Genomic DNA, 26752 nt, shown 5'->3' on the forward strand with positions numbered 1-26752 from the left:
CTAAAATTTCATATTATTATTATTATTATTATTATTATTATTATTATTATTATTATTATTATTATTCTGTTTTATTTTAATATTAGAATTTTACTCTAAATGGCTTTCTGGAAAATGTAATTTTTCATAAGAAATATGAAGTATGCGGCTCTAATTAGATAGAGAGAAACCTGCAATAGTACAGAATTCTCATAAATATAACTGGGGAAGGGGTTTAGCTTGAAATTCGAACGCATTAAATCGGAAGGTCTGGCTCATCTTTCTTATTTTATTGGCTCGGAAAATGAATCCATAGTTATTGACCCTCGAAGAGACTGTCAGATCTATGTCGATCTTGCCAGAAGAGAGGGTATGAACATAAAATATATTTTTGAAACTCACAGAAATGAGGATTATGTAATAGGTTCCCTGGAATTGAAGGAGCTTACAGATGCAGAGATTTACCACGGTCATGGAGTGGAGTTCAAATATGGAAACTATTTAATTGAAGGCCAGAAGTTTGATTTTGGCTCAATGAGATTGGCTGCTTTGCATACTCCGGGCCATACAGATGAGAGTATGTCCTATATCTTGACAGACCTTTATACAGGAAAAGAGCCTGTAATGGTTTTTACAGGAGATGCCCTATTCGTAGGAGATACGGGAAGAACTGATCTTTATGGCTCGGAGGAAGCCCAAAGAATGGCATCAAACCTCTATGACAGCATTTTTAACAAAATCCTTCCCCTGGGAGATGGAGTTATATTATGTCCTGCGCATGGCGCAGGCTCGGTTTGCGGCGGAGCGATTGCCAAACGGGACTACAGTACTCTTGGACTTGAGCGTATCCAGAATCCTGTTCTGCAGAAAACCGACAAGGAAGAATTTATCAAGTTCAAACTTGAAGAGCAGCTCGAATTTCCTCCTTACTTTGAGAAGATGGAGCAATACAATCGGGAGGGCCCTACTCTGCTGCATGGTCTGCCAGTTCCGAAGTTGCTTTCACCCTTGCAATTCAGAGCAGAAATGGAAAAAGGGGCAATAGTCCTGGATACGCGCATGCCCCACTCTTTTGGAGGAGCATATATAAGAAACTCCTACAGTATCTGGCTCGGAGGAATACCTTCCTTTGCCGGCTGGGTGCTTCCCTATGATAAACCAATACTCCTCGTGTTGGAGGAAAAAGAGTCGCTTGAAACCGTTTTAAGGTATCTGGTTCGCTTGGGTTATGACAATGTCACGGGGTATTTAAATGGTGGAATTGCAGCCTGGTACATGAAAGCCTTACCCGTAGATGGATTTAATTTTATGTCTGTCCATGATCTGAAGAATAAACTGGAAAAGAAAGAGGAAATGACACTTCTGGATGTGAGGAAAAAGAAAGAATGGGACGAAGGGCACATTCAAGGAGCTAGACATATATATATTGGCGAGCTTGAGAAAAATCTGGACAGCATCCCCAAAAAATCTCCGGTAATCATTTATTGCGATAGTTCCAAGCGCTCCAGTATAGCAGCCTCAATTTTGAAAAAGCATGGCTATAATAGCGTATATAATGTGCTTGGTAGCATGACTGCATGGAAAAGTGCCGGATATGACATAGTAAAATAAGCTTATTTTTTTCCCCAACTTTCTTTAAGCTGCACACTCAGAAAAGGGGTTTAGAAATCTTTATATTCTCTCTCTTATTTTAACTTACCATGGTTTTACATGTTCCTCGCATTCTTCTTCCAAAAGATAATTGGGATAAGTGGGCAGTGATTGCCTGTGATCAGCACACTCAGGATCTGGAATACTGGAAAAGAGTTGAAGAATTTGTTGGAAATGCTCCTTCTACGTTAAATCTAATTTGTCCGGAAATATATCTTCCTTTAGATGAGAATAGAATAAGTAAGATTCATAAATCTCTAAGTGATTACAAAAAAGTTCTTATTGACCATGGCCCCTGCTTTATTCTTGTAAGACGTTTGGTCTCAGGTAAGGAAAGAATAGGGCTTGTGGTGGCAGTTGATCTGGAAGAGTATCAGTTCAACGGGTCCGACTCGATTATTAAGCCAACAGAAGGCACTATTAAAGAAAGGCTTCCAGCAAGAGTGAGGATAAGGGAAAATGCGGAACTGGAACTTTCTCACATCTTAGTATTATACGATGATCCCTGTTTCTCAGTTACAAGAAATCTGGATGATTCCGTTTGTGAAGATGATAAAGTTTATGATTTTGATCTGATGGAAAAGGGTGGCCATATTACGGGTTACAGGATCAATAATGAAAAGGTAATTAAAGAAATTTCGGAGAAGATCCTTAGTCTTGGACCCCTTCTTGTTGGAGATGGAAATCACAGCCTTGCTGCTGCAAAGAGTTTCTGGGAACAGATAAAAGGGACCGTACAGGCCGATCATCCTGCAAGGTACGCAATGGTTGAGCTTGTAAATGTTCATGATCCTGGGCTTTCCTTTGAGCCGATTCACAGAGTTGTCAGTGGAATTGAGCCCGAAGAGCTACTTAAAAGATTCAATGCAAGGATCGAAGAAATTAAGGGCTGTCCTTTAAATGCCGATTTTCCGTTTGCAGGACATTCAATAGGGTTTACTACAAAAGATAGATCTGGTGTGCTGGTTTTTGATAATCCTGTGTACGATCTTGAGGTCGAGACCCTTGATGAGATAATTGACAGTTATTCAATTGAATATGAACATGATCCTGAAGTCGTGGAAAAACTTGGAAAAAAACAGGGTAATGTTGGTTTCTTCCTTCCCCCATTAAAAAAGAGCAACTTCTTTCCTCTTATTAAAAAGAAGGGAGTTCTCCCAAGGAAATCCTTTTCCCTTGGAAAGGAAAATGAGAAGAGATATTATATCGAAGCCAGAAGGATTGTTTCATAATCTTATCTGTCATGTAAACTCTTTCAATTTTCTTTTTATACTTCCTGAATCTTCCTTTCTTTTCCTTTCTTTTCCTTTATCTTACCTTGTCTACTTCTGCATTTATTTTCTTATTTTATCTTTCTATACATTTCTTTATCTTCATTTTATATATTTGTATAATACCCAATTGTTTTATTTTAACAGTAAGGTATATAGTGTGTTTTCATGAAGTATTAGATCCTGATATTTATTCAATTACCTTTGCTTAATTTCATTTCTGTGTCTGATTACAGAACTCGATGCCGTTTAATTGTAATAAACAGGAAGGATTTAGAATACGTATATGTAATCTTAAAAGGAGTGATTTCAATTAAAAAAAGATCTCCATTTATAACAAAGCGACTTAATTTGACAGTCAAATTATAAATACCTTTAATCTAATAATTAATTTATTAGCTAAATACTCACTGGGGGAGTGAAATATACCGGATTTGATAGGACTTGCTGTAGCCTTTCTAATATTGGCATTGATCGCATATATACTGGGCGCGCGGGGAGTTGCCGGTTTTTCAATGGAGATTGCAAAGTGGCTCGTTATAATCTTTATTATACTTGCAATCATCTCGTTCTTTTTATGACGGCAGCCTTTACAAAGCGAACGCTGATTCATAATAGGTTCTTGTATAAATAGGGAGGATGGACAAGTAATAAACCATAATCAAGAGATCAAAACCGGTTTTCTTTTCCTTATACTTTTTTCTGATATTCACAGGCACATAGAAATTAATTTGTTTATTTTTCATCCCAGTTCAGGAATTTCTTATTAACCGGTTCGCTATTACAACTACTTTTCTATTTTTAAGTGAATGTCTTGAATTTTTAAGCTAATTTTTAATTTATTAAAATTTTATTCTATAAATTACTTCAGCCCCAGTTTAAAAGTTTCATTCAAATTATAATTGGGAGTTTCTCAGTGAGCTTTTGAATGAGCTTTTATAGAGTTATTTAACTCAAATTAAATCAAAAAAACAGAAACTGAATCAATAGAAGTAAATAGTCAAATTAAATTAAATTAAATTAAATTAAATTAAATTAAATAGCAAAATGAAGGTTTTAAGCCCTCATTTTCCTTTTTTATACTCCATTTAAGGGTAAATTAAAGACTATTATAAACTCTTATTTACTTTTTATTGATGAAATTTTATCCTTCTATTATTGATAAGCAAAATATTTATATGAGAATTATATTACAATACCCTCATGGGTCATATGAATAATTTTCGGAGAAATTATAAAAATGATTATAATGTGATAACGATATTTTGAAGTTTCTGTTCAATTTATCCTTACCTCCGAAAATGGCTCCTCTGCCCCGCATGCACATGATTGTATAAGCAAAAACTCCTCTGCATCAGGCCACTCCTCAACGAATGAAGGAAATTGGGATTATCCTGAATGGGTAAATAGGAATTTCAGGTTATTCAAACCCTTTTTAAGGTTATTTCCAGAATTCTAGGCTTTTGATTGCCCTAGAACCGCATCAGGTTAGTTAAAAGCTGATAGTTAAAAGCTGATAGTTAAAAGCTGAATGCCAATATCAAGCCAGATCCCTGACAGAGGAAGTCTCAAATCAGTTTTTCAGGAAGCTATCTAACCTCATTATGATAAGTCCGGAATGATTCCGTAAAGCTTTTATATCAAGTCGAGGTGGTACTCCATAGAAATCTGGGGGGAGCTTTAAAAAATATTCAATGAGTTTATCCTTCTTCAGGTTTCAGAAAAACTGCATAGTCAGGAATTTGCTTTGTCACTACTGAAACAGTTAAATCGACTACGAACTTGTGGAGTTAAAAAGGAAAAAGGTTCTACGAGTTTCGTAAGCATATCTAAGAGTGCAAAAACATACTCCCAGCTTCAAAATGCAGCTAAAATCCCTGTTGAATCCGAAGCGCATCAATATTCTACACAAGGTAGGTAAAACCCAGACCTGCCTTCCATAACCCAATCTGAATCTAACCCAGATTCACTCTAAAATTCAAAGAGATCCTACCCGGGATCAAAACCAAAATCCAACCTGTGATCCACGAGGTTTTACCCTCTTAGATCCAACCAAACCCACCTGTGATCCAACAGGGGTTCTATCGGATTCAACCCAAAACCCAACCTGTGATCCACGGTTTTTACCCTCTAGATCCAACCCAAACCTACCTGCGATCCAATAGGGGTCTTTCCGAATTCAACCCATAGTCCAGCCTCGAATACTCGGAACCCAATCGAGGATTAACCCAAAATCCTCACTCGAGCCAGTCAGAACCAAGCCAGGACTCAACCCTGATCCAACCCGGAATTGGCCCCAAAATCCAATCGAAGATTTAGCTCCGATCCATCCTAAAGGTCGTAAGAAATCATGCAGCTTATCAAGAAACCCAAGATAGACCTTGTCTTGAAAGCTCACAAAGGGGCAGCCAGACAAGAAGTTCAGCAAAAAGACAGCAATACAAACAAATTTAAAATTCTCAGCTGTTTTAAGGAATTTGAAACAGTAAATTTTGAAACCCGAAGCCCTAAAATGAGATTTTCTATCAAATACAACACCAGTACCCTATCTGGTAATATCTGCAAGGCTCAAGAGTCAGGTTTAGCTTTCCTGCAAACTGCAAAAAAAAGCCTATCAAGCTCTAGTCTGCAGTTGACTGAGGACTTATTACAAGCAGTCACTGGCAAGGCAACCGAATATTGCTCCTGCCCATTGACCCAGGAAGTCGGGAACTAACCGCAATAAAACGGTATTAACATGTCAGTTAACGACTCGGTCAACCGGATAGTGGCAGGTTCCGGTGTAATACTTGCAGGAACCTTCATAGGAATGCTTCTTGACATCCTCACTAAAAAAGTACTCACATCCCAACTTGCGCCAGCAGACTTTGGTACATACTCCCTTGCACTTACTGTGATCTCAATTACAGGTGCATTTGCAACCCTTGGACTCAATGAAGGCGTACCAAGATATATTGCCTTCTTCAGGGGCAGGCACGAAGATCAGAAGTTACCTGAGTTAATAATCTCAGCCATGCTTATGGGCTTGATTGCAGGTTTGCTTTCAATTCTGGTCTCTCCTTCTCTGTTCCATAGTCTGGCCGGGAATGGATTCGATGCAGAGGGCAAAATCCTGCCCGTAGTAAGGATCCTAATCCTTGCAGTTCCGTTCACAATACTCCTGAACCTGACAGTAGCAGTCTACAGAGGATTCGGTCGTACAAGTGTTAATATGTACTTCTACAACATAATAAGGCCGGCTTCTCTGCTTGTTTTTGCTATAGTTGCCGTATTAATTGGGTCTTCTCTGAACGGTGTTGTGTTTGCGGATCTGCTTTCAATGATCTTTACCTTCGGTATAATGGCTGTGTACTTTATAAAAAGGCCGCCAATCAAGCGGGAGACAAAGCAGAAAAGGAAAATTCAATTCAGTGATACAACCAGACAGTTAATAAGATACTCATTCCCGCTTTTGATAACTGCAACTCTGCTCAACCTCATGAGCTGGATAGACACAATAATGCTAGGTTACTTCAAGTCAGCTGAAGTCGTTGGGATTTACAACGCAGTATACCCTCTTGTAGGGTTCCTATCCCTAGTAATAGCTTCCATGGGCTATGTATATGTCCCTGTAACCTCCAAGCTATGGGGTCAAAACAATACTGCACCACTTGGCTCAATTTATTCGGTAATGACTAAATGGTGCTTCCTACTTACATTCCCTCTCTTTGCACTGATATTCGTTTACCCTGAATACTTTATTACGAAACTTTACGGGGCTCAATACGTAGGTGGTGCCACGGCCCTGCGTATCCTTGCCATGGGATTCATAGCAAACTCGTACTTTGGATTTAACTATCACACTCTGTTAGCCTCCGGAGACTCGGATTTCCTTATGAAATGCTCAGTAGCAAGTGCAGGCATTAATGCTGTCATCAACTTCCTGCTTATACCTGAGTATGGCATGATAGGTGCAGCTATAGGGACTGCGATATCCTATTCAACAATCGAAGTCTCTATGACTTTGAGGGCATGGAGGAAGCAGAATATGCATCCGTTCACTTCGATGTACAAGAAATTGACTCTGATAGTTATCTTGATAGTCGGATCCATGCTCGCAGCCAAGAATGCTCATCTGCTTACTGGAGCAACCTGGGAGTACGTAATCTTCATAGTCGGGTATTTCCTGATTGTCCATCGGGCAAAAATATTGGATAATACTGAAATAAAGATGATAGGTGAAATTCGGAAGAATCTCAGATACAACATTCGCCTCCACATCCCCAAAGCACTCAAGGCCCTTGCATCATAATTTGGTCTTGGCAGAGGAAATTTGGTCTAGGTGAAGGAAAATAGCCGGCAACCCCTTTTTGAAGGTGCCGGCAGCTTTCTTATTATAGTTTTCAGTAGAAAGTTCCAGGTCCAAATATTACAAATATTTTTGAAAGAATTAATAAACATTTTAAAAAAATAATATTTTCGAAAAAACTGAAGCTGGACTACGGAATTTACTTGAAAAACAAAGCTAACGGTGCAGAATTCACCTGTAAAAAGTTTGCTACCTATCTTACTGACTGATTAAGTTCAGTCTTTCAAAGCTACTTTCTTTTTTATCTGGATTCAAGTTATTCCTCTGATTCAAGTTATTCCTTTGATTCAAGGTATTCCTTTAGAACTATAGCGTTATTAAAAGTCTCACTTTTTGCAGCATAAAGTAGAGTAAGATCATTTTCTTTCGCTTTTTCGAGAAGTTTTCTTATATACTCTTCTTTTTGCTCCAGTTCTTTAAGGTAGCATTCCCTGAATTTCTCCCATTTTTCAGGATCATGGGAAAACCATTTTCTAAGTTTGTCTTCAGGAGCTATTTCTTTTATCCAGAGATCAAGCCTTGCTTCACTTTTCCTGAGTCCTCTGGGCCAGAGTTTATCCACAAGTACCCTAAATCCATCCTGATCGGATGGCGGTTCGTAAACTCTTTTTACTCGAATCAACTGCCTACCCCTCTAGCTATTTTACTCCTCTTAATTAGTTTACTCCTCTTAGCCACTTTATTCTTCTTAACCAGTTAATGTGTCTTCAAGTATATCTAAGTCCTTTATATCCATTTTAATTATTTGTTCTCGCATTCTGAGATAGAAAATAAAGTTACACAAAAATTTAATAAGAACTCTTTAATAAAAGTGCAATATATTATATATTGGGAAATATGAGCCGGGGGTACGTAAGAGATCTTATTACCGAAACAATAAAGGAATGGCTGGAAGATGATGCAGTGACTTACAGCGCTGCGCTGGCATATTATTTCGTATTAAGTCTTCCTGCTCTTCTGTTACTTTCGGTATCAATAGGTAGTATTTTTATAATGTCTAAAAGTCTTCAGGAGACCATACTCAATCACCTGGATGGGATCATAGATGAGGCAATGAAAAATATGATAATATTACTTTTTGAGCAAATTCCGGATCTCAGTTCCCTGTCAATAAGTGCATTAATAAGTCTTATTCTACTGCTCTGGAGTGCGAGTAACGTTTTCAGACAATTGAAGAATTTCCTTGAGAAAGCATGGGATATCAAACCCACCGAATCCAATAGAATTAAAAATTTTACAAGGAATACAGCCATCTCCTTTGTTATAGTTATATTTTTTGGAGGGCTGCTCGTACTGAGCATACTTGTTGAAGGTCTTCTTTATGCGGCTTCAAACTTGTTCCAACAATTTCTACTATTTTCACCTTTGATTATTGATTATACAGGTTCAATAGCCAGCTTCCTTATTCTTGTGCTTTTTTTCATATTTGTGTATAGAGTCCTTCCCGATAAAAGTTTTGACATGAAATCGATTTTTGTAGGGTCTATCGTAACAGCAGTTCTTGTAACAATAGGAAAATACGCGATTGTATTTTTTATTGCATACAGTAACCCCACAAGCATATATGGAGCAATAGGGTCCATTATAGGGTTATTTCTTCTGTTTTATTATTCCTCAATTATGATTACGCTTGGGGCTGAGTTCACAAAAATATATTCAGAATCTTAGGACTTTTCCTATGTAAACAAGGTCTAAATTTTCTTTAATACTGTGTGCTGTTTTATTTTTGCTATTTAATTTCCTTGAAATCATGGTTAATATTATTTTTTTGAAGAGTGATACCCCTAACTGTAAAACTTTCCTTGAGATTGACACCGGGAATCTTCTTATACTATTAGAGTAAAAGAAGAAAAGCGTTATGTATAATCAAACATAACGCTTCGTTTATAACCCGAGTTATAACACAATATTGCTGTTGTCAGAGAATGTAAATACTAGAAAAATAAAGAAGTGACTTGTATGCCTAAGGTTTATTATTCTCAATTCTAAGTTCAACTATGTAAGTAATTATAAAAATGTTTTGTGTAGGTGAAGTAATGAAAAAAGGACTGATAGTTCTGTTAATTTTACTAAGTGTATTCCTTGCAATAGGATGTACTGATAATGGAAGTGAAGCTACAAAAGAAACGGGTACCCCAGTTACAGAAGAAACTCCAGTTTCTGAACAGGATCCTGAAACGGTTACAGTATCTGCAGCTGCCAGCCTTACCGAAGCTTTTAAGGATATGGAACCCAAGTTTGAAGCCGAAAACCCTGGCGTAGATGTGAATTTCAATTTTGGAGGTTCAGGTAACCTGCGTAAGCAGATTGAAGGAGGAGCTCCTGCGGATGTTTTTGCTTCAGCTGATGAGAATCAGATGGACATCCTTGCTAATGAAACCCTTATCGACAACAGTTCAAGAGAGGATTTTGTCAAGAATTCACTTGTACTTATTATCCCTGCAAACAGTGACCTTAATATCACTGGTGTGAAAGATCTGACTGACCCTAAAGTTAAGAAAATCGGCATCGGAAATCCTGATACAGTCCCTGTAGGAAATTATACACGTACCGCAATGACTGAAGCAGGTTTGTGGAGTCAGCTCGAAAATAAAGTAGTACTTGCTGAAGACGTCAAACAGGTACTCGTATACGTGGAAAGAGGAGAAGTAGATGCGGGTTTTGTATACATGACTGACGCAATGACTGCACCAGAAACCATCAAAATCGTTACAAATGTGTCTGTTAATACTCCTGTAAACTACCCGATAGCCATTGTTTCTTCTTCCGAACATAAAGAAGACGCACAGGAATTCATTGATTTCGTGACAGGAAAAGAAGGACAGGAAACAATGGAAAAACACGGATTCATGGCATTATCCGAATAACGGAATAAATATGACTCCAATGCTTGACCAGATATGGTTTCCTATATCTATTACATTCCGGATAGCCGCCATCTCTTCCTTTCTCGTATTATGTAGCGGGGTATTCCTGGCTTATATATTTGCAAGGCGTGATTTCCGGGGAAAAGAGCTTGCAGAGCTGTTGATAACACTTCCTCTGATACTTCCACCTACGGTAATCGGTTATTTTCTGGTGATCCTATTAGGGAAAAACGGATTTATTGGACAATTGATTTACAGCATTACAGGCACTGGAATCATGTTTACCTGGCAAGCTGGAGTTATTGCGGCTTATACGGTTTCTTTACCTCTTATGGTGAGAACTGCACAAGCAGCCATTGAAGCCGTGGATAAAGAACTTGAATATGCAGCCTATATTCTAGGGAAAAGCGAGATTGAAACTGCTTTCCTGATAACTCTGCCCCTTGCAAAAAGGGGCATACTGGCAGGCCTGGTACTAAGTTTTGCAAGAGCTGTCGGAGAATTTGGAGCCACTCTCATGCTTTCAGGAAATATCCCGGGAAAAACGAATACGATGTCGATTTCAATATACAGCGCTTTTCAAGCAGGGAATAACGAACTTGCCAACGTACTTGTTTTAGTCCTTACCCTTATGTCCCTGATATCCATTGCTCTTACTGGAAAAATTGCAAGCAGAGGAAAATCAAAGGTATAAGCTTGACTGTTTAGAGGTATAAGCTTGAGTATCAAGGTTAACATTAAAAAATGCTATCATGAAGCTGGAAGTAGTAAAAAAAGCGGGGCCAAGAAAGCTTTTATGCTTAATGTCAGCTTTGAAATGGAAAACGAACTTATCGTACTTTTTGGGCCATCAGGGTCTGGAAAAACGACACTGTTCAAATGCATATCGGGAATCACGGAGCCTGATAATGGAAATATAACCGTGGATAGTAAAGTGTATTACGATAAAAAAATAAAAATCAATCTGCCAATCCAGAAGCGCAATCTGGGCTATGTTTTCCAAAGTTCTACCCTATTTCCCCATATGGACGTAAGAAAAAATATAGAGTGCGGTCTCAAGAATTGGAATAAAGAAAGTCGGGAAAAAAGAGTAATGGAAATGCTGAGCCTTCTTCATATAGAGGAGCTAGAAAAACGTCATCCATCTCAGCTTTCAGGCGGGCAGAAGCAGAGAGTAGCTCTGGCAAGGGCCCTGGCTCCAGAACCAGAACTCTTACTGTTGGATGAACCTTTTTCTGCACTTGACAAAGAAATAAAAACCGAGCTTATTGAAAAAATAAAGAGTTTACAGCACGAGCTCAAAATCCCATTGTTGTTCATTACTCACAACCTTGAAGAGGTCTTCATGCTGGCTGACAGGGTTCTTGTTTTGCATGGGGGAAAAGTACAGCAGTTTGGTACTCTGGATGAAATATTCTATCACCCAAAAAACCTGCATGTAGCTAAGCTAATCGGCCTGTCAAATCTTTTTGACGATGCTAGGGTTGTGGGACATGATGAAATCTCCAGAAGTACAATATTAATGAGTGGAGACATGAAGATTAGGGTACCTTCTCTGAAACTTAATCCCGGAGATATGGTCTCTTGGGGAGTCCATCCTGAGAACATAACTTTTCTCCCTCCAGGCCATGAAGATCAGGATAAGAACATTTATATGGCACATGTCGTCAGCATTATCAATAAAGGGCCAAAGAAAAAGATTATAGTCAACCTTACTAAACATCATAAAACCCTGACCGCAGAAGTACCTGCACAATTTGTCGATTCCTTGAAGTTAAATGCAGGAGATTTCTGCCTGGTCAAATTAGAAATTAGTAAAATCGTGACATTTTGAATAATGTTTCGTTTTAATATGCTTGATTTTTATTCGCATCATACTGAAGTAAAAGCCAGGCACATCAGGTTTTCCACATGCTCGCAGAATTGAAAAACTGTTAAATATTCACGTTAAGCCCCATTATCTGGAGAATAGGCATTTGGGTATAGCAATTAATTGAAAGCCCTGCAGTAATTTTAGAAATTTATTACATCTCAAAAATAACTCAAAGGCAAGAGGCTCTCAACTTCAACAGGATTACAAAACATAATATCCTCTAGTTTTCTGCTAAGAAGCAGTCTTTACAATAAATGAAATAAATACAGGCAGAATTCGTCTTTATATTATTTTTATTATTTTGGAATTTTGTGGTCTTAATTAGTATTCAAGATTTAAGCTGTAGACTGATATTTAATCCTTGATTTTGCAAAAATCTATGAAATTAATTAATATAATTGGCTTTTTTGAGATTATAAAATAGAATTCAACAAAATTATATTATATCAATAATTTTATATATTATCAATTAATATTATAATATAGGCATCTGATAAGCGCTTTTCTTATATACCCAACTAGTTTTATACCCCCTAAATCCCAAACCACCTCCCAATATCAGATGCCTTACTCCCTTCAATTTTGTTAATTAAAATCAATCCAATTTTTTGATATATTTCTATCTTTCTATCTTTCTAATCTTTTTTCTTGTTTTGTAATTATTTTATCAAATATATATTGACTAAGTTCCTAATTTCATGTATAAATCTTGTATTTCCCTCTTAGTATCATAGACTAGAAGTTCTTTTAAAATTATATCCTAAAAAAGATTATATAAAAGTAACTCCAACTCCGATACATGCCTTTACTCTTACCTCCTATCAATACCAAGCGTTTATGCCTGCTCCCTGCTACCTTGAAACTGTATCTTCTGGAGTTACACGACCTCCCGGTTTTTGCTTCAGTTCTTAATGCTCATGTTCCTGAAGAATGGCCACCTGACCAGATAACACCTGAAGTGATCGAAGATTTTATCGGGCGAATTCAGGCAAGAGAACGAAAAATCTGGAGTTTTTATTGGATTCTCCGCCAGAAAGATCCTGAACAATCTATTTTGATAGGAAATGGAGGATTTCTTGCTCATAAAAATGGGACATTTGAAATAGGATATTCTTTGCTTGCCAAATATCACGGTAGGGGATATGCAACCGAAGCTGTTCAATCGATGGTACAATGGGCTTCTTCCAGCCTCAAAAGAGACAGAATTATAGCTTATACATACCCTCACATGAAAGCTTCAATTCGAGTCCTGGAAAAGAATGGTTTTCTTTTAAAAGGAAAAGGTCCGGAAGAAGGGACCATAGCTTACGAGTTTTTTAATGTAGATGAAAATCCGATCTCAAACTCCATAAAAGTTCAAGTGAAGGAAGTTTTTACAGAAAATAATTGAGATATTTCCAGAAAATCCTATATGATAGCAGTATAAACCAAATTTTATATATTTGTAAATATTATATTGGGATAGGGCATCTGTGAACTTTTCTTATAAATACCCTCCAATCTATCCCCATTCCTCCTCCCAAAAACGGATGCCCTCATTATCCTAAAACTGCCAGAACTTTTCCCTAAAAGAGGTAGTTTATCTATCAGCTTATCTATTGTAGAAAATAGAAAGCTTCATTCATCCTCTAAGAAGGAAAAGACTAAGTAAAAAAATAACGGAGTAAAAAATAATAACGGTTTCTATGCCGTTTTCATTCGTTATACTTCAATCCTAATTTTACTTCAGTTCTCTTGGCTGCTTGTTTTCAGGCAGCACAGGCAGGGGCATGGTATTGATAAGAATGGGGCTTTTGATATCCTTTGCTCTCTCAATCACAAGTTCTTTTCCTTTTTGAGTAAGGGCAAAAAGCGGAACTGCGGTTCCTACCTGAGCAAGAGGCTTTACGAGGTCTCTGACAGGCTTTGAAGCACAGCTGGTTACAATGTCTGAATTTTCCACCAGGCTCTGGGCTTCTTCCCTGTTTAAACCTGTAACATGGACTCCAATTACTATCAAATCAAGCCCGAGTTCGGCTTCAAGCTTCCGTAATTCTTTTGCGGTTTCAGCGAAAGCTGCGGTTACTGCAATCTTTTTGTGCCCGAGTTCGGCTGCCCTTTTAACTCCTGCAACAGGGTCCATTTTTGCAGTTGAAGGGTCGAGCACGATTCCATCACGTTCCTGAATCCCGTTTATGATGGCATTGATTGGCTCGGTTTCGACCAGGCCGGACATCCTGCCACCCATGCCCTGAACGAGAGTAGGGTTATTGGAAATAACGGTTCCTGCGCCTTCACAGGCGGTCACGGTTGTGTCAAGTAAACCCCGGCTCAGGCCGGTCATCATAACTTCGGATGCTCCAAACCCAACAAAGTCCTCGAGTTCAAGCCGGCGCTTATCGGTAAACATCCCGAAATCGCTAATCCTGAATTCCATATTCTTCTTGACTTCTTCAGGGGTGATCTTCTGGATCCCACGTATCTTGGCAAAGAGGGGGCACCATTTGACTTCAGGCTCTCCGACTTCGATAACCTTTCCGTCTTTTACGACTACTCTTGTTTTTCCAAGCAATTCCATTATATGAGGCATAGTTCCACCTTTACTGGCTGAGCAAAAATATGATTGTTAAGAAATTAAAATTAGGTAAAAATAACAGTTAAGGTTTGTAGCTATTATATAATAGCTTTTGGTTTTGGCGTCTGATTCTATTTCTGTTTGGATAGAGAAATTTCCATTAATATAAGTCTACTTTTGAGTTAGAAATACAAAATTCATTGAAAAAGAAGTGAATTAGTTATTAGTCAGATCCTTCAAGCTCTTTCAATTTCTTTTCACAAAAGCTAATTATCCTCGGATCTTCAATCGCTTTTCCGATAGCAAGTGATTGCTTCAAAAACTCAATTGCTATTTCTAATTGCCCAAGAGCTATATAAGACATTCCCAAACTTACAAGGTTTATACCTTCTCCCTTTTTATTTCTGGTTTCCCGATCAATTATCAAGCTTTGTTTATAATATATAACCGCTTCTTCTGGTTGCCCAAAAACTAGAAAGAGATTACCAATGTTTCCTAACAAATCTCCTTCACCGCTCTTGTCTTCTAATTCAGTTGAAATTTTTAGAGCTTCTCTATAGCATTCTATAGATTTTTCCAACATTCCTGCATTTTTGTAAGCTATTCCCATATTCATATGTTGATTTTTTTCTCCTATCTTGTCTCCAATATTTTTAAAAATATCTAATGATTGCTTAAGGAAATAGATACCCTCATCCATCTTTCCAATCTGAGAATATACGATGCCTAAGTCTGAAAGATAACTGCTTTCTCCTCTTTTATCTCCTATGTCTCCCAGTACTTGCACAGCATTTTTGTAATTTATTATCGCTTGCTCTGTTTCTCCCAACTCTAAATACGCATTACCTAAGTTTCCATAACTGTTTCCTTCTCCACGTTGATCTCCAACTTCCTTTGCAATCTCTATTACTTGTTTATAATATTCAATTGATTTCTTATGATTTCCCAGTCGTTGATAAGCTAAACCAAGATTTCCAAGTTGGTTTGCTTCTCCTTTTTTGTTTCCTCTTATTCTTGTAATTTTTAACGCTCCTTCAATAAGTATAATGGCTTCCTCAGCGAATCCAAGTTTGAAACAAGCTATTCCAAGAATTCCAAGAAAATACCCATGACATTCTAAAGGAATAATTCTTCTTTCAAGGGAAATATGTGGCAATAAAGGAGTGCAGAGTTCCACTATAATTTTGAAGTTTCCCCAAAATTCCAACTGTCCACATAGATTGGAGTGATAAAGAATTTTTGCAGCTAGATCGATTCTTTCTGCATTACAGGCATGATAATGAGCTTCTATCAGAGATTGGACGTCTTCTTTTCTGGTTGGTTTTTCCGGTAGTTGGAGAGTAAGGTAGTATTTCACTGCAAGCATATGAGCTTCTTTTTTGTTTTTCAGGTCTTCATAGGAAAATTCTTGGACTAAAGGATGGAGCCAATAGTTTCCATTACGGTCAGTTTCGAGAAGGGATTTATCTAATAGAGTATCAACAGAATCAACGGGAACGCTGTCTGTAAACATTATTTTGATTGCTTCCAGAGGTTCAGGCTGACGATAGACCGCAATGCGCTCAAGTAATTCTTTTTCTCCGCCGACCAATTTGTCAAAGAGGAACCTTGCACTTTTAATTCGGTCTTTCTGGTGCTTTCTAAAAGGACTGAGATCTTTTAATATATTCTCTGCTGTATGTTTTTTCGCGAGTCCGGCAAGAAGTTTTAATGAGAATGGATGTCCGCCTATGTTTGTTAAGAGGAATTCCAGAATTTTTAATTCAACGCTTTCAAAGCCATTTTCTTTCAGGTAGCTTATAGCAAAGTTTTGTTTAAGACCTCTTATTTGTTGCTTGTTTTCATCCTCAAGCTCATCTATAAGGTATTCTCCGTTATCAAGCAATGGCATAACTCGGCTGGTGAGAATAATCTTTGCATTATGAGTATTATCTCTAAGAGCCTTAAATAAAAGGCCAAGCCCTGAATCTGTGAAGTACTGTTTTTCATCAATTATGTAACTCAGATCATCAAAAACCAGCCATAAAGAGTCTCTTTTCCTCAATTCCTCAGTAAGTCTGTTTATATCGGAATTTCCAGCTTGTCTCTTGCCTTTGAAGCTCAGGATTTCAGGGGCTTCCAGATAGGCTTCAAGCGCTTCAAGCACATCTTCGAGTTTTGCATCTCTATTATGGTGAAAGTTAAACCAGAAGGGTTCTGGAACACTTGTCGGCCTAAAGTTTATCAGGACTCGTGATAGCGTAGTTTTTCCGACACCTGCAACCAGTAAAAAGAAGGATTTTGTTCTTCTGAAGATGCTTGAGAGCTGAAGACAGCTCCTCTGCCCTATTTTCAGTGACAAACTTTACTAGATTTTCGGAATAATCCGGCAGGACAGAAGGACTATAACTTTTCAGGACTGTCTGTTTTAGCTCTTCTTGCCTCTTCCAATCCATGTATTCCATAATTTTTCTAAATTCTTCGCCTTTTATGTCTTCAAGATTGAGGATTATATTACCATTGCCGAAAATAAGGTGTTTGACAAAGTCAATGTCAATATTTATGTTCACAATGATTTCAATCTCTCTAGCAAGATCTGGATTTTCCATCAGCAACTTCAGGATTTCCTGCTGAAGTTCTTCCTTTGCTTTTGGATCATGGGAGTTTCTGAGAACTTTTGTAAGTGCTTTTTCGAGGGATTCACTCATTCTATGGCTTATTTTCTCCAGCAGAGCTTGTGCTCTTCTCCCATTTTCAGAACCGAGTTTTTCAAAGGCTTTTTCATAAATCATATCCACAAGAACTTCTTTTCCTTTGTCAACTGCAGGTTTTCCTGCAATGCACAGGGCAGACAAGGCAGGAGCGAGGATATTTGTTGCTTGCTGAGCGAGCTGGGTAAAAGCGGCTGGATCCATAAACTCCTCCGAATTCTTTTTGATATTAGAGGTCAGTATAATAAATTTTGTTATTTATAACGGCTAGAATAAAAATTTCACAGGTTTTAACTTTTTCCAGGGCTTCGTTTGATAATATTCGAAAATTTCAGCTTTTTTGCAGACTTCAGGGAAAAGGTCGCTCTCCTGCGTCGAGCGTGAAGTTGCCAGGGTTCTGAAAAGCAGTACTCACAACCGGTTATTAAAGTATAACATGAAAATAAACTTTACAAATTTGCTATATTTTTTAAGTGTTTCTGCGGCATTATTTTCACTAAATAGAGATAAGTCAAAACATGGTGAGAGTAAGGAATGATACGAACTGTTAGCTGATCGACTGTCCAAATTTAGTTAATGTCCTAACGAGGTTTCTAATATATTAAATAATAAATTAACTTGGGGGTTATATATGAAAAATTATATACTAGTTATAATACTTGGTGTTTTATTCATATCGTTAACAGGAACTGCCCTCGCAGAAAATGTGAAAACATACGATGCGGAGGCTTTTCGACAGGCTTTAGAACAGGACGGATTCACCGTACAGGAAGGTGAATTGGGTTACTTTGATTTAATCGGGTTATTAGAGAAAGGAATATTACCTTCTGCATACGGAAACAATCCCACCACAAAATATGTAGCATATTTCGTTCCAGCGACAACTGGCTCTGAAGTAGATGAACGTGTTTCTAGGTTAACAAGTGCACTCGGGATGAGCGGGAATACAACTCCAATCTGGAACCTTCGTCCTGATGAAGCCGTTGTTTTTGTAGGAAGAACACCGCCGGAATGCAGGTACTTCAGCTATGATCATTACATAATGCACAGGACATATGGGAACGAGTGGAGATGGCTCTTTTCCAACATAGCAGATACAGTGAACAACCTGGTTATAAAAACAGAAGGGACACCAGATGGACAGCCTGGGAATCCTTTCAATCAAACCACGGTAATAATCATTACGGCAGATAAAGGCATTGATCAACGCATCCGAGATGCTGCCCAATCAGCAGGGTATTCGGACAATATAATTAACACCCAGGTGCTTCCCTCAACCATGTTAAACATGGGCCTGGAGAATAACTCCGATACATTTGCTGCATTTGTCCGCCCAGCCTTATTCAATGACACGCAGGCTGGTGACGATTACATCAACAATACACCTGCAACTGTTTTCCGGATTACTCCCAACAACACTACGGAACTGGATCCTTATGATTATCCGGAGCTAAGAGCTCGCGGAACTGGAAAAACAGAGTTCGAGCTTACGGATGATCTCAAAGAGCTAAGGACTGCGATTCTCAACAAATATAATGAGTCGAGTGCCACAGAGCTTCCGACAAGTCAGGCAGTTCCGATAGGGAGTGATGCTATTCAGAGAGGAATCAATGGCGTAGGTCCCAACAACGATGCATGCTATCTATGGACAGCAAACCAGACTGCCTCTTCGCCGACACCTCCGTTCTTTAACACCTCGCAGTACTATCCTTTCTTGCGAGACCCGGCAATTACTCTGGGCAACAATACAAATGAATTCATAATTGTCTATGGTGTCAACCATGTAGCCACAGGAAAGGCGACGTACTCGAACTTCGCAATATATGGAGCAGATGTGTGGAACGGTGTTAGAGCTATCACAGATGCAGATTTCAATGGATCTGCTGAGGAATACCTCCCTGACAATCCTAATGCGAAATACCTTTATGTCTACAAGCTTGCCAGGAATTGCAGCGAAGGTGAACCATACTGCTATGAGGTTCCTTATGGTATGGGACCTCATGGTATAGAGTTGGATCAACCGCTTTTCATTGGCTGGAGGGCCTACATGGAAAACTCTACAAAAACCGGGCCATCCTACTCAGAGATCGTATACGATAGGGCTATAAAGTTCGATCCAAAGAGTTAAGGTAAAAAAGTAACGGGATATTAAGGCAAATTCAAGCTCTGGCTGAATGTGTTACCTACAAACACATTCCTTCATTTTTTTCAGGTTTTAGCTATTTTTGGTGGTCCACCAACAATCAGTTGGTATTTTCCAGAGTATTCACACATTAGCATTCCGCTCTCATTTTTTGCTTTATGTGCACTCAATTTCCTGTACACAGGTAAGCTTAGAAAACAGATGAAACTAAGCAAAAACACTCAAAGACAAAATATCAACCAGATACTAATGCACCACCTAATTTTTAATTTTAGCTTTATTGTTTCTTTTTTAGAAGGCTGCTCTCCTTCGTCGAGTGTGGAGCTATCCGGGGTTCTAATAAACAATATCTTCAACGTAACTGCTGTTGAAAAAATTGAAATTCATTTTAGCGGGCGTAAAAAAGAGTTAAAGAGAATCAGAGAATAAAAAATTCCCTGATCATTTAAGTTACTAAACAGTAATTCTACTAAAAGGCTGTACAGGGCTCAGAGCTGCGCACGCCTGTCGATTATTCTCTTTGCCTTTCCTCCGGTCCTCTCGATGCTGCCTTTTTCAAGGAGCTCGACATTTGTGCGGATATTCAGGACGGCTTTTAGTTCATGCTGGACGTGTTCCTGAAGGGCTTTAAGGTCTTTCAGGTCGCCGGTAAAGGCGTTATCCTGGAGTTCGACCTCAATTGTGAGTTCGTCGAGCATGTGTTTGTTGCGGTCAAGGATGAGCTGGAAGTAATCGCCCACTTGTGGAATACGGGAGATGACGTCCTGGATCTGGGAAGGGAAAACATTGATGCCTCTAACGATCAGCATATCGTCGGCCCGGCCCATTAGGCGGGAAATTCTTGTTGTTGTTCTGCCGCACTCGCATTCGGATTCAAGAAGCTTTGTCATGTCGCCTGTGCGGTATCGGATGTTGCAGAAGCCTTCCTTGTTGATGGAAGTAAGTACGAGTTCGCCTTTTTCACCTTCAGAGATCTGTTCTCCGTTTTCGTCAAGGACCTCGACAAGGAAATTGTCGCTCCAGATGTGCAGGCCATCCTGCTCCTGGCACTCGAAACCGATTCCTGGCCCGAACATTTCGGAAAGACCGTAGCAGTCGTAGGCCTTGAGGTTGAGCCGCTTTTCAAGCTGTTTCCGCGTGTTTTCCGACCAGGGTTCTCCGCCGAAGATTGCGGCTTTTAAAGAGAGCTTGTCTATAAGATCGAGTTCTTCAGCCGTCTCGGCAAGGTAAAAAGCATAAGAGGGGGTACAGTGGACTGCAGTTACGCCGAAGTCGATCATCATCTCGAGCTGTCGGGCGGTATTTCCGGTTGCGGCCGGCACGACCATTGCGCCCATTCTTTCTACTCCGTAGTGGAAGCCCAGGCCGCCTGTAAAGAGCCCGTAATTCATGGAGTTCTGGATCGTGTCGCTTGGGGTAAGCCCTATCATTGTGAGGTTCCTGGCGGTCATGTCCGACCAGGTCTCAATGTCTTTTGCCGTGTACCCGACGACTGTAGGCTTCCCACTGGTGCCTGAGGAGGCATGGATACGTACTATGTCTTCTTTTTTGGCAGCAAAAAGCCCGAAAGGATAGTTGTCCCGAAGGTCGGTTTTCCGCGTAAAAGGCAATTTACGGACATCTTCGAGGGTTTTGATGTCCTCGGGAGTAACTCCGGCGGCTTTGAAATTCTGCCTGTAAAAAGGAACATTGTCATAGACCAGCTTTACGCTGTGTTGAAGGCGTTTTAGCTGTAATTTCTTCATTTCTTCGGGATTCATTGTTTCGTATTTCGGCTGCCAGTATTTCATTAACAGAACCTTCTTTTTTATTTGTGAAACCGTTCTCAGGTTATAATGTTTAACGCATGAATGCCATGTCTCTACATGTCATGATATATTAAATAATCCTATGAGTAATATAAAACGTTCGGAAAAATCAGATGTACTGTAATCCTTCACAGATATAAATATTGTTGAGGGGAAGTGTTTTTTGAGTTGGGGAGGTCGAAAATTTAGGAGGCTTCTCTAGTATCAAATTATGGGAATATAGGTAAGTCAAATTTTCATGCACAGTTATTGAATATTAACATCATTGTTTTTTAAAGGTTTATGGAATCTAATAATTGTTTTTATTGTGTATTAAATAAAAATTAGCAATTAGAACAATACTCCTCAAAGCATTTTTTAAACATGTGGACTTTCAGGTTTGCTTTTATAATTTAGAGCTAGCTTGGTTGCTTGTAATTTTATTTCCTTAAACTTGACTTGACAGCCAAATTCAGCATTATCCATTAAGTGTGATTGAAGCTTGTCTTCTGTGCCATGTGCTCTATATGCTTGAACTTCCAATGTTTATCAGGTACTACAAGTAAACCTTTCATACTGGTGTGGAAATATAAGCTATTTGAATAAATTATGGGGCTATTGAAATTGGTTTCGTCTAAAATTATCCCTGTTTTTTCTCTTACAGCGTTTGCAGTTATTCACAGCCTTACTGCAAGCCTTCCATTCAAACGCCTCCTCGTGAGGGGCTTGGGTTCCAGGGCAGATAGGTTATATATGCCAGCATACAGCCTCGTTGCAGTTCTGACGATATCACCTCTCGCTTATCTGCTCTACAAAAATCCGGGACGGACTCTTTACAGAATACCTTCTCCCTGGCGCTGGCTGATGGTCGGCGGACAGTTAATTGCTGCGCTTATTGCTCCCAAAGCTTTTCGGGATGCTCCGCACAGATTCAAAATACGCTCGCAGCTCTCTGCCCCACAGACTCCTGAAGCAGGTTCCCTGAACATTAAGGGAATTTACCGATGGATAAGGGACCCCTTCCTGCTCTCAGGCCTGGTAATGATCTGGCTTACTCCCATTATGACCGTCAATCTGCTTGTCATATACCTTTTGACTACCGTATATCTGTTTATTGGGTCTCTACACTGGGAAACAAGGCTGGTGGCACAGTTTGGCGACGAATACAGAGAGTACCAAAAGAGGGTTCACAGGATAATTCCCAGGTTAAAGGAAACCGGTAAAGAGTTTGATTAACATCCAGCTTTATGCATTACTAACCAGTATCAATTGGCGAAAAAAGCATAACCTATGGAGAATTTGCAAAGATATACGAGGAGTTCTGTTCAAAAGTACTGTTTTTTAGCTGTATTTTTAGTGGCGATAACTGTAAATTGCGGCATTAAAGAAAGGACTACAAGCCTTCTCTGAATAAAGATGTTAAGAGATATGTAAATTGATTATAAGTTATGTATTCTCATAAGATAAGAAGTGATTATGTTTGGATAACTGTAGAATCAGTAGTTTAAAAAATGTAAAATTCCTAAAAAGATTTCAAAGAGTTTAATATCTCTTAACTCTAAAGCTGAAGAGATAATTGTGAAAGTTAAGCCTTTTTATCAATTCTCCGACTACATATAGAAAAGACGACTTGACAGCGGAAACGGGACTTATGTTGAGGTCAGTGTATATGTAAACTTTATGGACATTACTGTTGGACAGACATGCAGCATATAAGGAGTGTGCTATTATTGAATGAAACTCTACTCATTGCCCCTGCGGAATGAATTGTTGCATTTGCATGGCTTACTTAAGTAAGAAGAATAAATGTCCCGGCTGTAGAATTATGGTCAACAAACTTGTTACTCCAGTCATATTCAAAATAAAAATACGCGAAACTTTAACAAAAAATAAATTCACATTTTGTTTTGAATGCGGGCATTTTCCTTGAAAATGTCTAAAATATCTAGATAAAATGTATCGTACCAGATACAGTAAGAGTATTTTCCCATATGTAATATTATATGCCTTTACTAAGAAATTCTTCTTAGAAACGGGGGAATTACAAGTAGTAGTTTTTAGAAAATATGGCTACTGCAGGCTTTCTAAATCGTAATAGTGAACTACCTTTCCCTTTCTTCAGAGGTTCGTATAACTGAATATTATAAGGAAAACTGGATATTATAAGGAGACGGTATTCTGGTTAAATTTTCAGTTGTTATTCCTTTTTACAATAAAGAGCCACATGTTAAGAGAGCATTGGATTCTGTCATAAGCCAAAAAGTTCAGGATTTTGAGATAGTGGTGGTAAATGACGGATCAACAGATAAAAGTGCAGATATAGTGAAGAATTTCAGTGATACTAGAATTCGATTGATCAATCAAAAAAATGCAGGTGTCTCAGTAGCTCGTAATAGAGGTATTAATGAAGCTAAATCCGAACTTATAGCTTTTTTGGATGCGGATGACGAGTGGATGCCAGATTATCTTGAGACAATCCTGAGGCTGAGGGAGAAATATCCATGCGCAGGCCTGTACGCAACTTCAATAAAAACTGAGTTTATTGATAACGTATTAATGGATAAAGATGAAGAGTTAAGGAAGCTTATTCCAGATGAAGGATTAATATTAAATTATTTTAGTAAACCTGAAAGATGTATCACATAAAGATATATTTTATACGTCTTCAGTAACAGTTCCTAAAAAAATATTCTCAGAAATTGGAGGTTTTCAGACCGGTTTTTGGTGGGGAGAAGATATTGATATGTGGGGTAGAATTGCCCTAAAATATCCGTTTGCATACAGTAGCCAGGCATGTGCTATATATTATCAAAACGTTGTCAACAGTGCTGCATACAGAAGAAAACCTGTAAAGGGTCATCCTCTTTTAGAAACGGGAAAAGAGGCTCTAAAGCTTGGTAGGGTACCACCTGAGATTATAAAAGATTTAGAGGAATATATGAAATTCGTTGAGATGTGCACAGCAAAACACAATGTGGAGGCTGGTGATAAAAATCTGGCTTTAAGTCTTCTAACGAGAAGTGACATCAAATTAGCCTACAAAAAATTATTACTTAGTACAATGTTCTTAACAGCTATTGAAAACAATTCTCCAGCATTTTCTCAATTTAGGGTCAGGAAATAGAATTCTTGTGGTAAATATATTTAAACCTTAATTTATAAAATATAAATAAATAGTTTATTTCTTCTAATATCTAAATATTAGAATAATTCGCTTTTAAAATATCTTCCTGGTCTATTTTTATGATTAAGCTAAGATAATAATATCTATATAAACGACATTATTACCTTAATTGGCACATTTTAAATCACTAATCCTTATTCATATCACGTAAAATTATTCATATCACGTAAAATATTACTTAAAATATTAATTGCAGGTACTATAAAACAGTAATAAAGAAAGTGGACTAGAATGTTTGTTTATATCGGGGGGTAAAAATACGTGTTATATAGGGAACTTGGTCAAACAGGTAAAATGTTCTCAATACTGGGATTTGGTACAATGCGGCTTCCTACTCTTGGGGGTGACGACTCAAAAGTCGATGAGGAAAAAGCTGCATATATGATCCGTTATGCTATAGATCACGGTGTCAATTATATTGACACTGCTTATCCCTATCATGAAGGTATGAGTGAATTCATTATTGGGAAGGCTCTTCAGGACGGTTACAGGGAAAAAGTGTATCTAGCAACAAAACTTCCAAGCTGGCTTGTTACAAGCAGAGAGGATATGGACCGTTACTTAAACGAGCAGCTTGATCGGCTCAGTACCGATCACATAGATTTCTATCTTCTTCATGCGCTAAACAGAGACTGCTGGCCTCTTGTAAAAAAACACAACGTTTTTGATTTCCTTAATTCTGCTGTTGAGGATGGAAGAATAAAATATACAGGTTTCTCTTTCCATGATAATCTGGAGCTGTTTAAAGAAATTATTAACTCTTATCCATGGAACATGTGCCAGATCCAGTACAATTTCATGGATGAAAATTTCCAGGCAGGAAAGGAAGGCTTGATGTACGCAGCCTCAAAAGGTCTTGGGGTTGTTATTATGGAGCCTCTACGTGGGGGCTATCTTGTCTCAAATCCTCCTGAAATTCAGGAAATCTGGGATTCTGCAGAAACGAAAAGAAGTCCTGTGGAATGGGGTTTTCAATATCTCTGGGATTATCCGGAAATAAATGTTGTCCTCAGTGGAATGTCAGATATAGAGCAGGTAAAGAACAACATAGAGCTAGCAGAGAAAGGGTTTTCTAATTCTTTGACAGAAGAGGAGAAAAAACTGATTTCCAGAGTAAAAGAGATTTATAGATCAAAAACAAGAGTTTATTGTACTGGCTGCCACTACTGCATGCCTTGCCCATCAGGAGTAAACATTCCAGAGAGCTTTAAATACCTGAACAACGCCGAGATGTTTGACAGGGTAGAAGAAGAAAAAATTTTGTATGGTGGCCTTGAAGGTAAGGCTTCAAACTGTACTGAATGCGGGCAATGTGAAGAGAAATGCCCACAAAAGACGCCAATAAAAGAAATGTTAAAAGAAGTTATAAAACTATTTGAAAAGTGATTTTTCTTTTTTTCGATTACAATACTTTTCGATTATAACAGTGAAAAGAAAAAATGGCAGAGAATAAATTAGAGCCGCTGAATCAACTAACTACATCCCTCAGCAGCTAATTGTTATCAATAGATTGCCTGAAGAGGAGTCAATGGCTCTATATGGAGGTTGACTACAGCAGAAGTAGAGAGATTGTCGTTTGAAGTGCCCAGTAAAATTCTCTACCTCAAGTGTTATTATCATACGATTAATATTTTAAAGTTAATATGAAAACTAGTATTTGAGAAAATAATGGTTCTAAGTTAAAAACTTCAAAGCAGCACATAGTCCGATAAGCACATAGTCCGATATCAACTAGTAGTAAGATTATACAAATTCCTCTATAAATTCTCCAAATAATGCCTTAGATTTCTCAAGTCCCTCATATATTCCCTCTAAACAATCTGTGGAACAGTTTGGTTTCTTTCCTATCTTAAGCGTGTCTATAAGTAAGTTGTATTCATTCTGTAAATTCTGTATCTTTATGGTTTGATTCTCTTTTGAATTGGATATGTCAAATTTTTCTACATGATCCTCAAAAGTATTCTTTGCGATATCTAGACCTTTATTAATTCCTTCTTTAAAATCTGAATAAGCTAGTTGTTCTTTATTTCTCTCAATTAAATGACTAAACTTTATAATTGCATGTTTAACTGTTTGTTTATCCATATTTTGTCCCTCTGCTTTGAAATGAAATGCTTGCGTAATGAGAAGAATTCAAACACAATTATTTACCTATTTCTTTGAAAAATAATAAACAATACAGTTTTTATAAATAAATAAATAAATAAATAAATAAATAAATAAATAAATAAATAAATAAATTTATATATTTTTTGAGTATATCATTTTTTGGAGCAGATTTATCCAAATGTAATATAAATTCCAAAATATAGATATTAGAATAAAAAATAAATAAATATCTGTATAGAGTACCCAGGTATAGAAAAGAGAGAAGAGCAAGACTACTGAATTGGAACTCATGACCTT

General features: G+C 38.1%; 22 protein-coding genes. 16 read left to right on the forward strand and 6 right to left on the reverse strand.

Translation table 11 applies throughout. The annotated features are described in order from the left end of the window. Positions 1–219 precede the first annotated feature (219 nt). The 5 genes from BP861_RS05900 (at position 220) to BP861_RS05920 (ending at position 7191) form a co-directional block, all read left to right on the forward strand. Positions 220–1590, forward strand: a complete 1371-nt coding sequence (locus BP861_RS05900; RefSeq protein WP_292373511.1) for an MBL fold metallo-hydrolase — start codon at positions 220–222, stop codon at positions 1588–1590. 89 nt (positions 1591–1679) lie between these two features. Next, complete coding sequence (locus BP861_RS05905) at positions 1680–2861, forward strand: DUF1015 domain-containing protein (RefSeq protein ID WP_292373512.1); 1182 nt, start codon at positions 1680–1682, stop codon at positions 2859–2861. A gap of 509 nt (positions 2862–3370) precedes the next feature. Next, the gene (locus BP861_RS05910; RefSeq protein ID WP_292373614.1) at positions 3371–3481 is read left to right on the forward strand and encodes a DUF1328 family protein; all 111 of its coding nucleotides are present in this window, start codon (positions 3371–3373) and stop codon (positions 3479–3481) included. 1769 nt (positions 3482–5250) lie between these two features. After that, positions 5251–5616: a hypothetical protein gene (locus BP861_RS05915; protein WP_292373514.1), complete on the forward strand. Its 366-nt coding sequence runs from the start codon at positions 5251–5253 to the stop codon at positions 5614–5616. 21 nt (positions 5617–5637) lie between these two features. Continuing rightward, positions 5638–7191 carry a flippase gene (locus BP861_RS05920; protein ID WP_292373515.1) on the forward strand — a complete coding sequence of 518 codons (1554 nt, stop codon included), beginning with the start codon at positions 5638–5640 and terminating at the stop codon, positions 7189–7191. Between the two features lie 331 nt (positions 7192–7522). Here the strand turns inward: BP861_RS05920 and BP861_RS05925 are convergent, their stop codons facing one another. Further along, positions 7523–7870, reverse strand: a complete 348-nt coding sequence (locus BP861_RS05925) for a DUF488 domain-containing protein (protein WP_292373516.1) — start codon at positions 7868–7870, stop codon at positions 7523–7525. Between the two features lie 215 nt (positions 7871–8085). Here BP861_RS05925 and BP861_RS05930 point away from each other — a divergent pair, with 215 nt between their 5' ends. The 5 genes from BP861_RS05930 to BP861_RS05950 all read left to right on the forward strand — a co-directional run bounded on the left by BP861_RS05930 (position 8086) and on the right by BP861_RS05950 (position 13378). Further along, positions 8086–8916 (forward strand): YihY/virulence factor BrkB family protein, encoded by an 831-nt coding sequence (locus tag BP861_RS05930; protein WP_292373616.1) that lies wholly within the window; start codon positions 8086–8088, stop codon positions 8914–8916. Between the two features lie 368 nt (positions 8917–9284). After that, positions 9285–10115 (forward strand): molybdate ABC transporter substrate-binding protein, encoded by an 831-nt coding sequence (gene modA / locus BP861_RS05935; RefSeq protein WP_292373517.1) that lies wholly within the window; start codon positions 9285–9287, stop codon positions 10113–10115. 10 nt (positions 10116–10125) lie between these two features. Next, positions 10126–10809, forward strand: coding sequence for a molybdate ABC transporter permease subunit (gene modB / locus BP861_RS05940; protein WP_292373518.1), 684 nt, complete (start codon positions 10126–10128; stop codon positions 10807–10809). 24 nt (positions 10810–10833) lie between these two features. Continuing rightward, positions 10834–11949, forward strand: coding sequence for an ABC transporter ATP-binding protein (locus BP861_RS05945; RefSeq protein ID WP_292373519.1), 1116 nt, complete (start codon positions 10834–10836; stop codon positions 11947–11949). An 838-nt stretch (positions 11950–12787) separates the two neighbouring features. Further along, a complete protein-coding gene (locus BP861_RS05950; protein WP_292373520.1) occupies positions 12788–13378 on the forward strand; it encodes a GNAT family N-acetyltransferase in 591 nt (196 codons plus the stop codon). A gap of 330 nt (positions 13379–13708) precedes the next feature. Here the strand turns inward: BP861_RS05950 and BP861_RS05955 are convergent, their stop codons facing one another. From BP861_RS05955 to BP861_RS05965, 3 genes are all read right to left on the reverse strand, one after another. Then, a complete protein-coding gene (locus BP861_RS05955; RefSeq protein WP_292373521.1) occupies positions 13709–14557 on the reverse strand; it encodes a methanogenesis marker 8 protein in 849 nt (282 codons plus the stop codon). A 208-nt stretch (positions 14558–14765) separates the two neighbouring features. Then, on the reverse strand, positions 14766–16688 hold the full coding sequence (locus BP861_RS05960; RefSeq protein WP_292373522.1) for a tetratricopeptide repeat protein: 1923 nt from the start codon (positions 16686–16688) through the stop codon (positions 14766–14768). Positions 16689–16755: 67 nt separating this feature from the next. Continuing rightward, positions 16756–17436, reverse strand: coding sequence for a hypothetical protein (locus BP861_RS05965; RefSeq protein WP_292373523.1), 681 nt, complete (start codon positions 17434–17436; stop codon positions 16756–16758). 502 nt (positions 17437–17938) lie between these two features. Here BP861_RS05965 and BP861_RS05970 point away from each other — a divergent pair. Both BP861_RS05970 and BP861_RS05975 read left to right on the forward strand, forming a co-directional pair. After that, positions 17939–19360, forward strand: coding sequence for a hypothetical protein (locus BP861_RS05970; RefSeq protein WP_292373524.1), 1422 nt, complete (start codon positions 17939–17941; stop codon positions 19358–19360). Positions 19361–19408: 48 nt separating this feature from the next. Then, entirely contained in the window at positions 19409–19804 is a 396-nt protein-coding gene (locus BP861_RS05975) for a hypothetical protein (protein WP_292373525.1), read from the forward strand. Between the two features lie 59 nt (positions 19805–19863). On the opposite strand, the gene BP861_RS05980 is transcribed toward BP861_RS05975, so the two are convergent. Then, positions 19864–21165 carry a phenylacetate--CoA ligase family protein gene (locus BP861_RS05980; RefSeq protein ID WP_292373526.1) on the reverse strand — a complete coding sequence of 434 codons (1302 nt, stop codon included), beginning with the start codon at positions 21163–21165 and terminating at the stop codon, positions 19864–19866. A 621-nt stretch (positions 21166–21786) separates the two neighbouring features. Between BP861_RS05980 and BP861_RS05985 the strand changes: the two genes are divergently transcribed. From BP861_RS05985 to BP861_RS06005, 4 genes are all read left to right on the forward strand, one after another. Continuing rightward, a complete protein-coding gene (locus tag BP861_RS05985; protein ID WP_292373527.1) occupies positions 21787–22398 on the forward strand; it encodes a methyltransferase family protein in 612 nt (203 codons plus the stop codon). Positions 22399–23361: 963 nt separating this feature from the next. Beyond that, the gene (locus BP861_RS05995; RefSeq protein ID WP_292373619.1) at positions 23362–23808 is read left to right on the forward strand and encodes a glycosyltransferase family 2 protein; all 447 of its coding nucleotides are present in this window, start codon (positions 23362–23364) and stop codon (positions 23806–23808) included. A 97-nt stretch (positions 23809–23905) separates the two neighbouring features. Then, the gene (locus tag BP861_RS06000) at positions 23906–24286 is read left to right on the forward strand and encodes a hypothetical protein (protein WP_292373528.1); all 381 of its coding nucleotides are present in this window, start codon (positions 23906–23908) and stop codon (positions 24284–24286) included. A 321-nt stretch (positions 24287–24607) separates the two neighbouring features. Then, complete coding sequence (locus BP861_RS06005) at positions 24608–25732, forward strand: aldo/keto reductase (protein ID WP_292373529.1); 1125 nt, start codon at positions 24608–24610, stop codon at positions 25730–25732. Between the two features lie 357 nt (positions 25733–26089). Here the strand turns inward: BP861_RS06005 and BP861_RS06010 are convergent, their stop codons facing one another. After that, a complete protein-coding gene (locus BP861_RS06010; protein ID WP_292373531.1) occupies positions 26090–26431 on the reverse strand; it encodes a hypothetical protein in 342 nt (113 codons plus the stop codon). Positions 26432–26752 lie beyond the last annotated feature (321 nt).

Source organism: Methanosarcina sp. UBA411, from assembly GCF_002495725.1.
GTDB lineage: Archaea > Halobacteriota > Methanosarcinia > Methanosarcinales > Methanosarcinaceae > Methanosarcina.

Excerpts from the sequence above, each read along its gene's own strand:
- BP861_RS05965 (WP_292373523.1), bottom strand. The coding sequence starts at position 17,436 with ATGGATCCAGCCGCTTTTACCCAGCTCGCTCAGCAAGCAACAAATATC.
- BP861_RS05915 (WP_292373514.1), top strand. The coding sequence starts at position 5,251 with ATGCAGCTTATCAAGAAACCCAAGATAGACCTTGTCTTGAAAGCTCAC.
- BP861_RS06010 (WP_292373531.1), bottom strand. The coding sequence starts at position 26,431 with ATGGATAAACAAACAGTTAAACATGCAATTATAAAGTTTAGTCATTTA.
- BP861_RS05905 (WP_292373512.1), top strand. The coding sequence starts at position 1,680 with ATGGTTTTACATGTTCCTCGCATTCTTCTTCCAAAAGATAATTGGGAT.
- BP861_RS05920 (WP_292373515.1), top strand. The coding sequence starts at position 5,638 with ATGTCAGTTAACGACTCGGTCAACCGGATAGTGGCAGGTTCCGGTGTA.
- BP861_RS05980 (WP_292373526.1), bottom strand. The coding sequence starts at position 21,165 with ATGAAATACTGGCAGCCGAAATACGAAACAATGAATCCCGAAGAAATG.
- BP861_RS06000 (WP_292373528.1), top strand. The coding sequence starts at position 23,906 with ATGTGGGGTAGAATTGCCCTAAAATATCCGTTTGCATACAGTAGCCAG.
- BP861_RS05930 (WP_292373616.1), top strand. The coding sequence starts at position 8,086 with ATGAGCCGGGGGTACGTAAGAGATCTTATTACCGAAACAATAAAGGAA.
- BP861_RS05950 (WP_292373520.1), top strand. The coding sequence starts at position 12,788 with ATGCCTTTACTCTTACCTCCTATCAATACCAAGCGTTTATGCCTGCTC.
- modA (WP_292373517.1), top strand. The coding sequence starts at position 9,285 with ATGAAAAAAGGACTGATAGTTCTGTTAATTTTACTAAGTGTATTCCTT.
- modB (WP_292373518.1), top strand. The coding sequence starts at position 10,126 with ATGACTCCAATGCTTGACCAGATATGGTTTCCTATATCTATTACATTC.
- BP861_RS05955 (WP_292373521.1), bottom strand. The coding sequence starts at position 14,557 with ATGCCTCATATAATGGAATTGCTTGGAAAAACAAGAGTAGTCGTAAAA.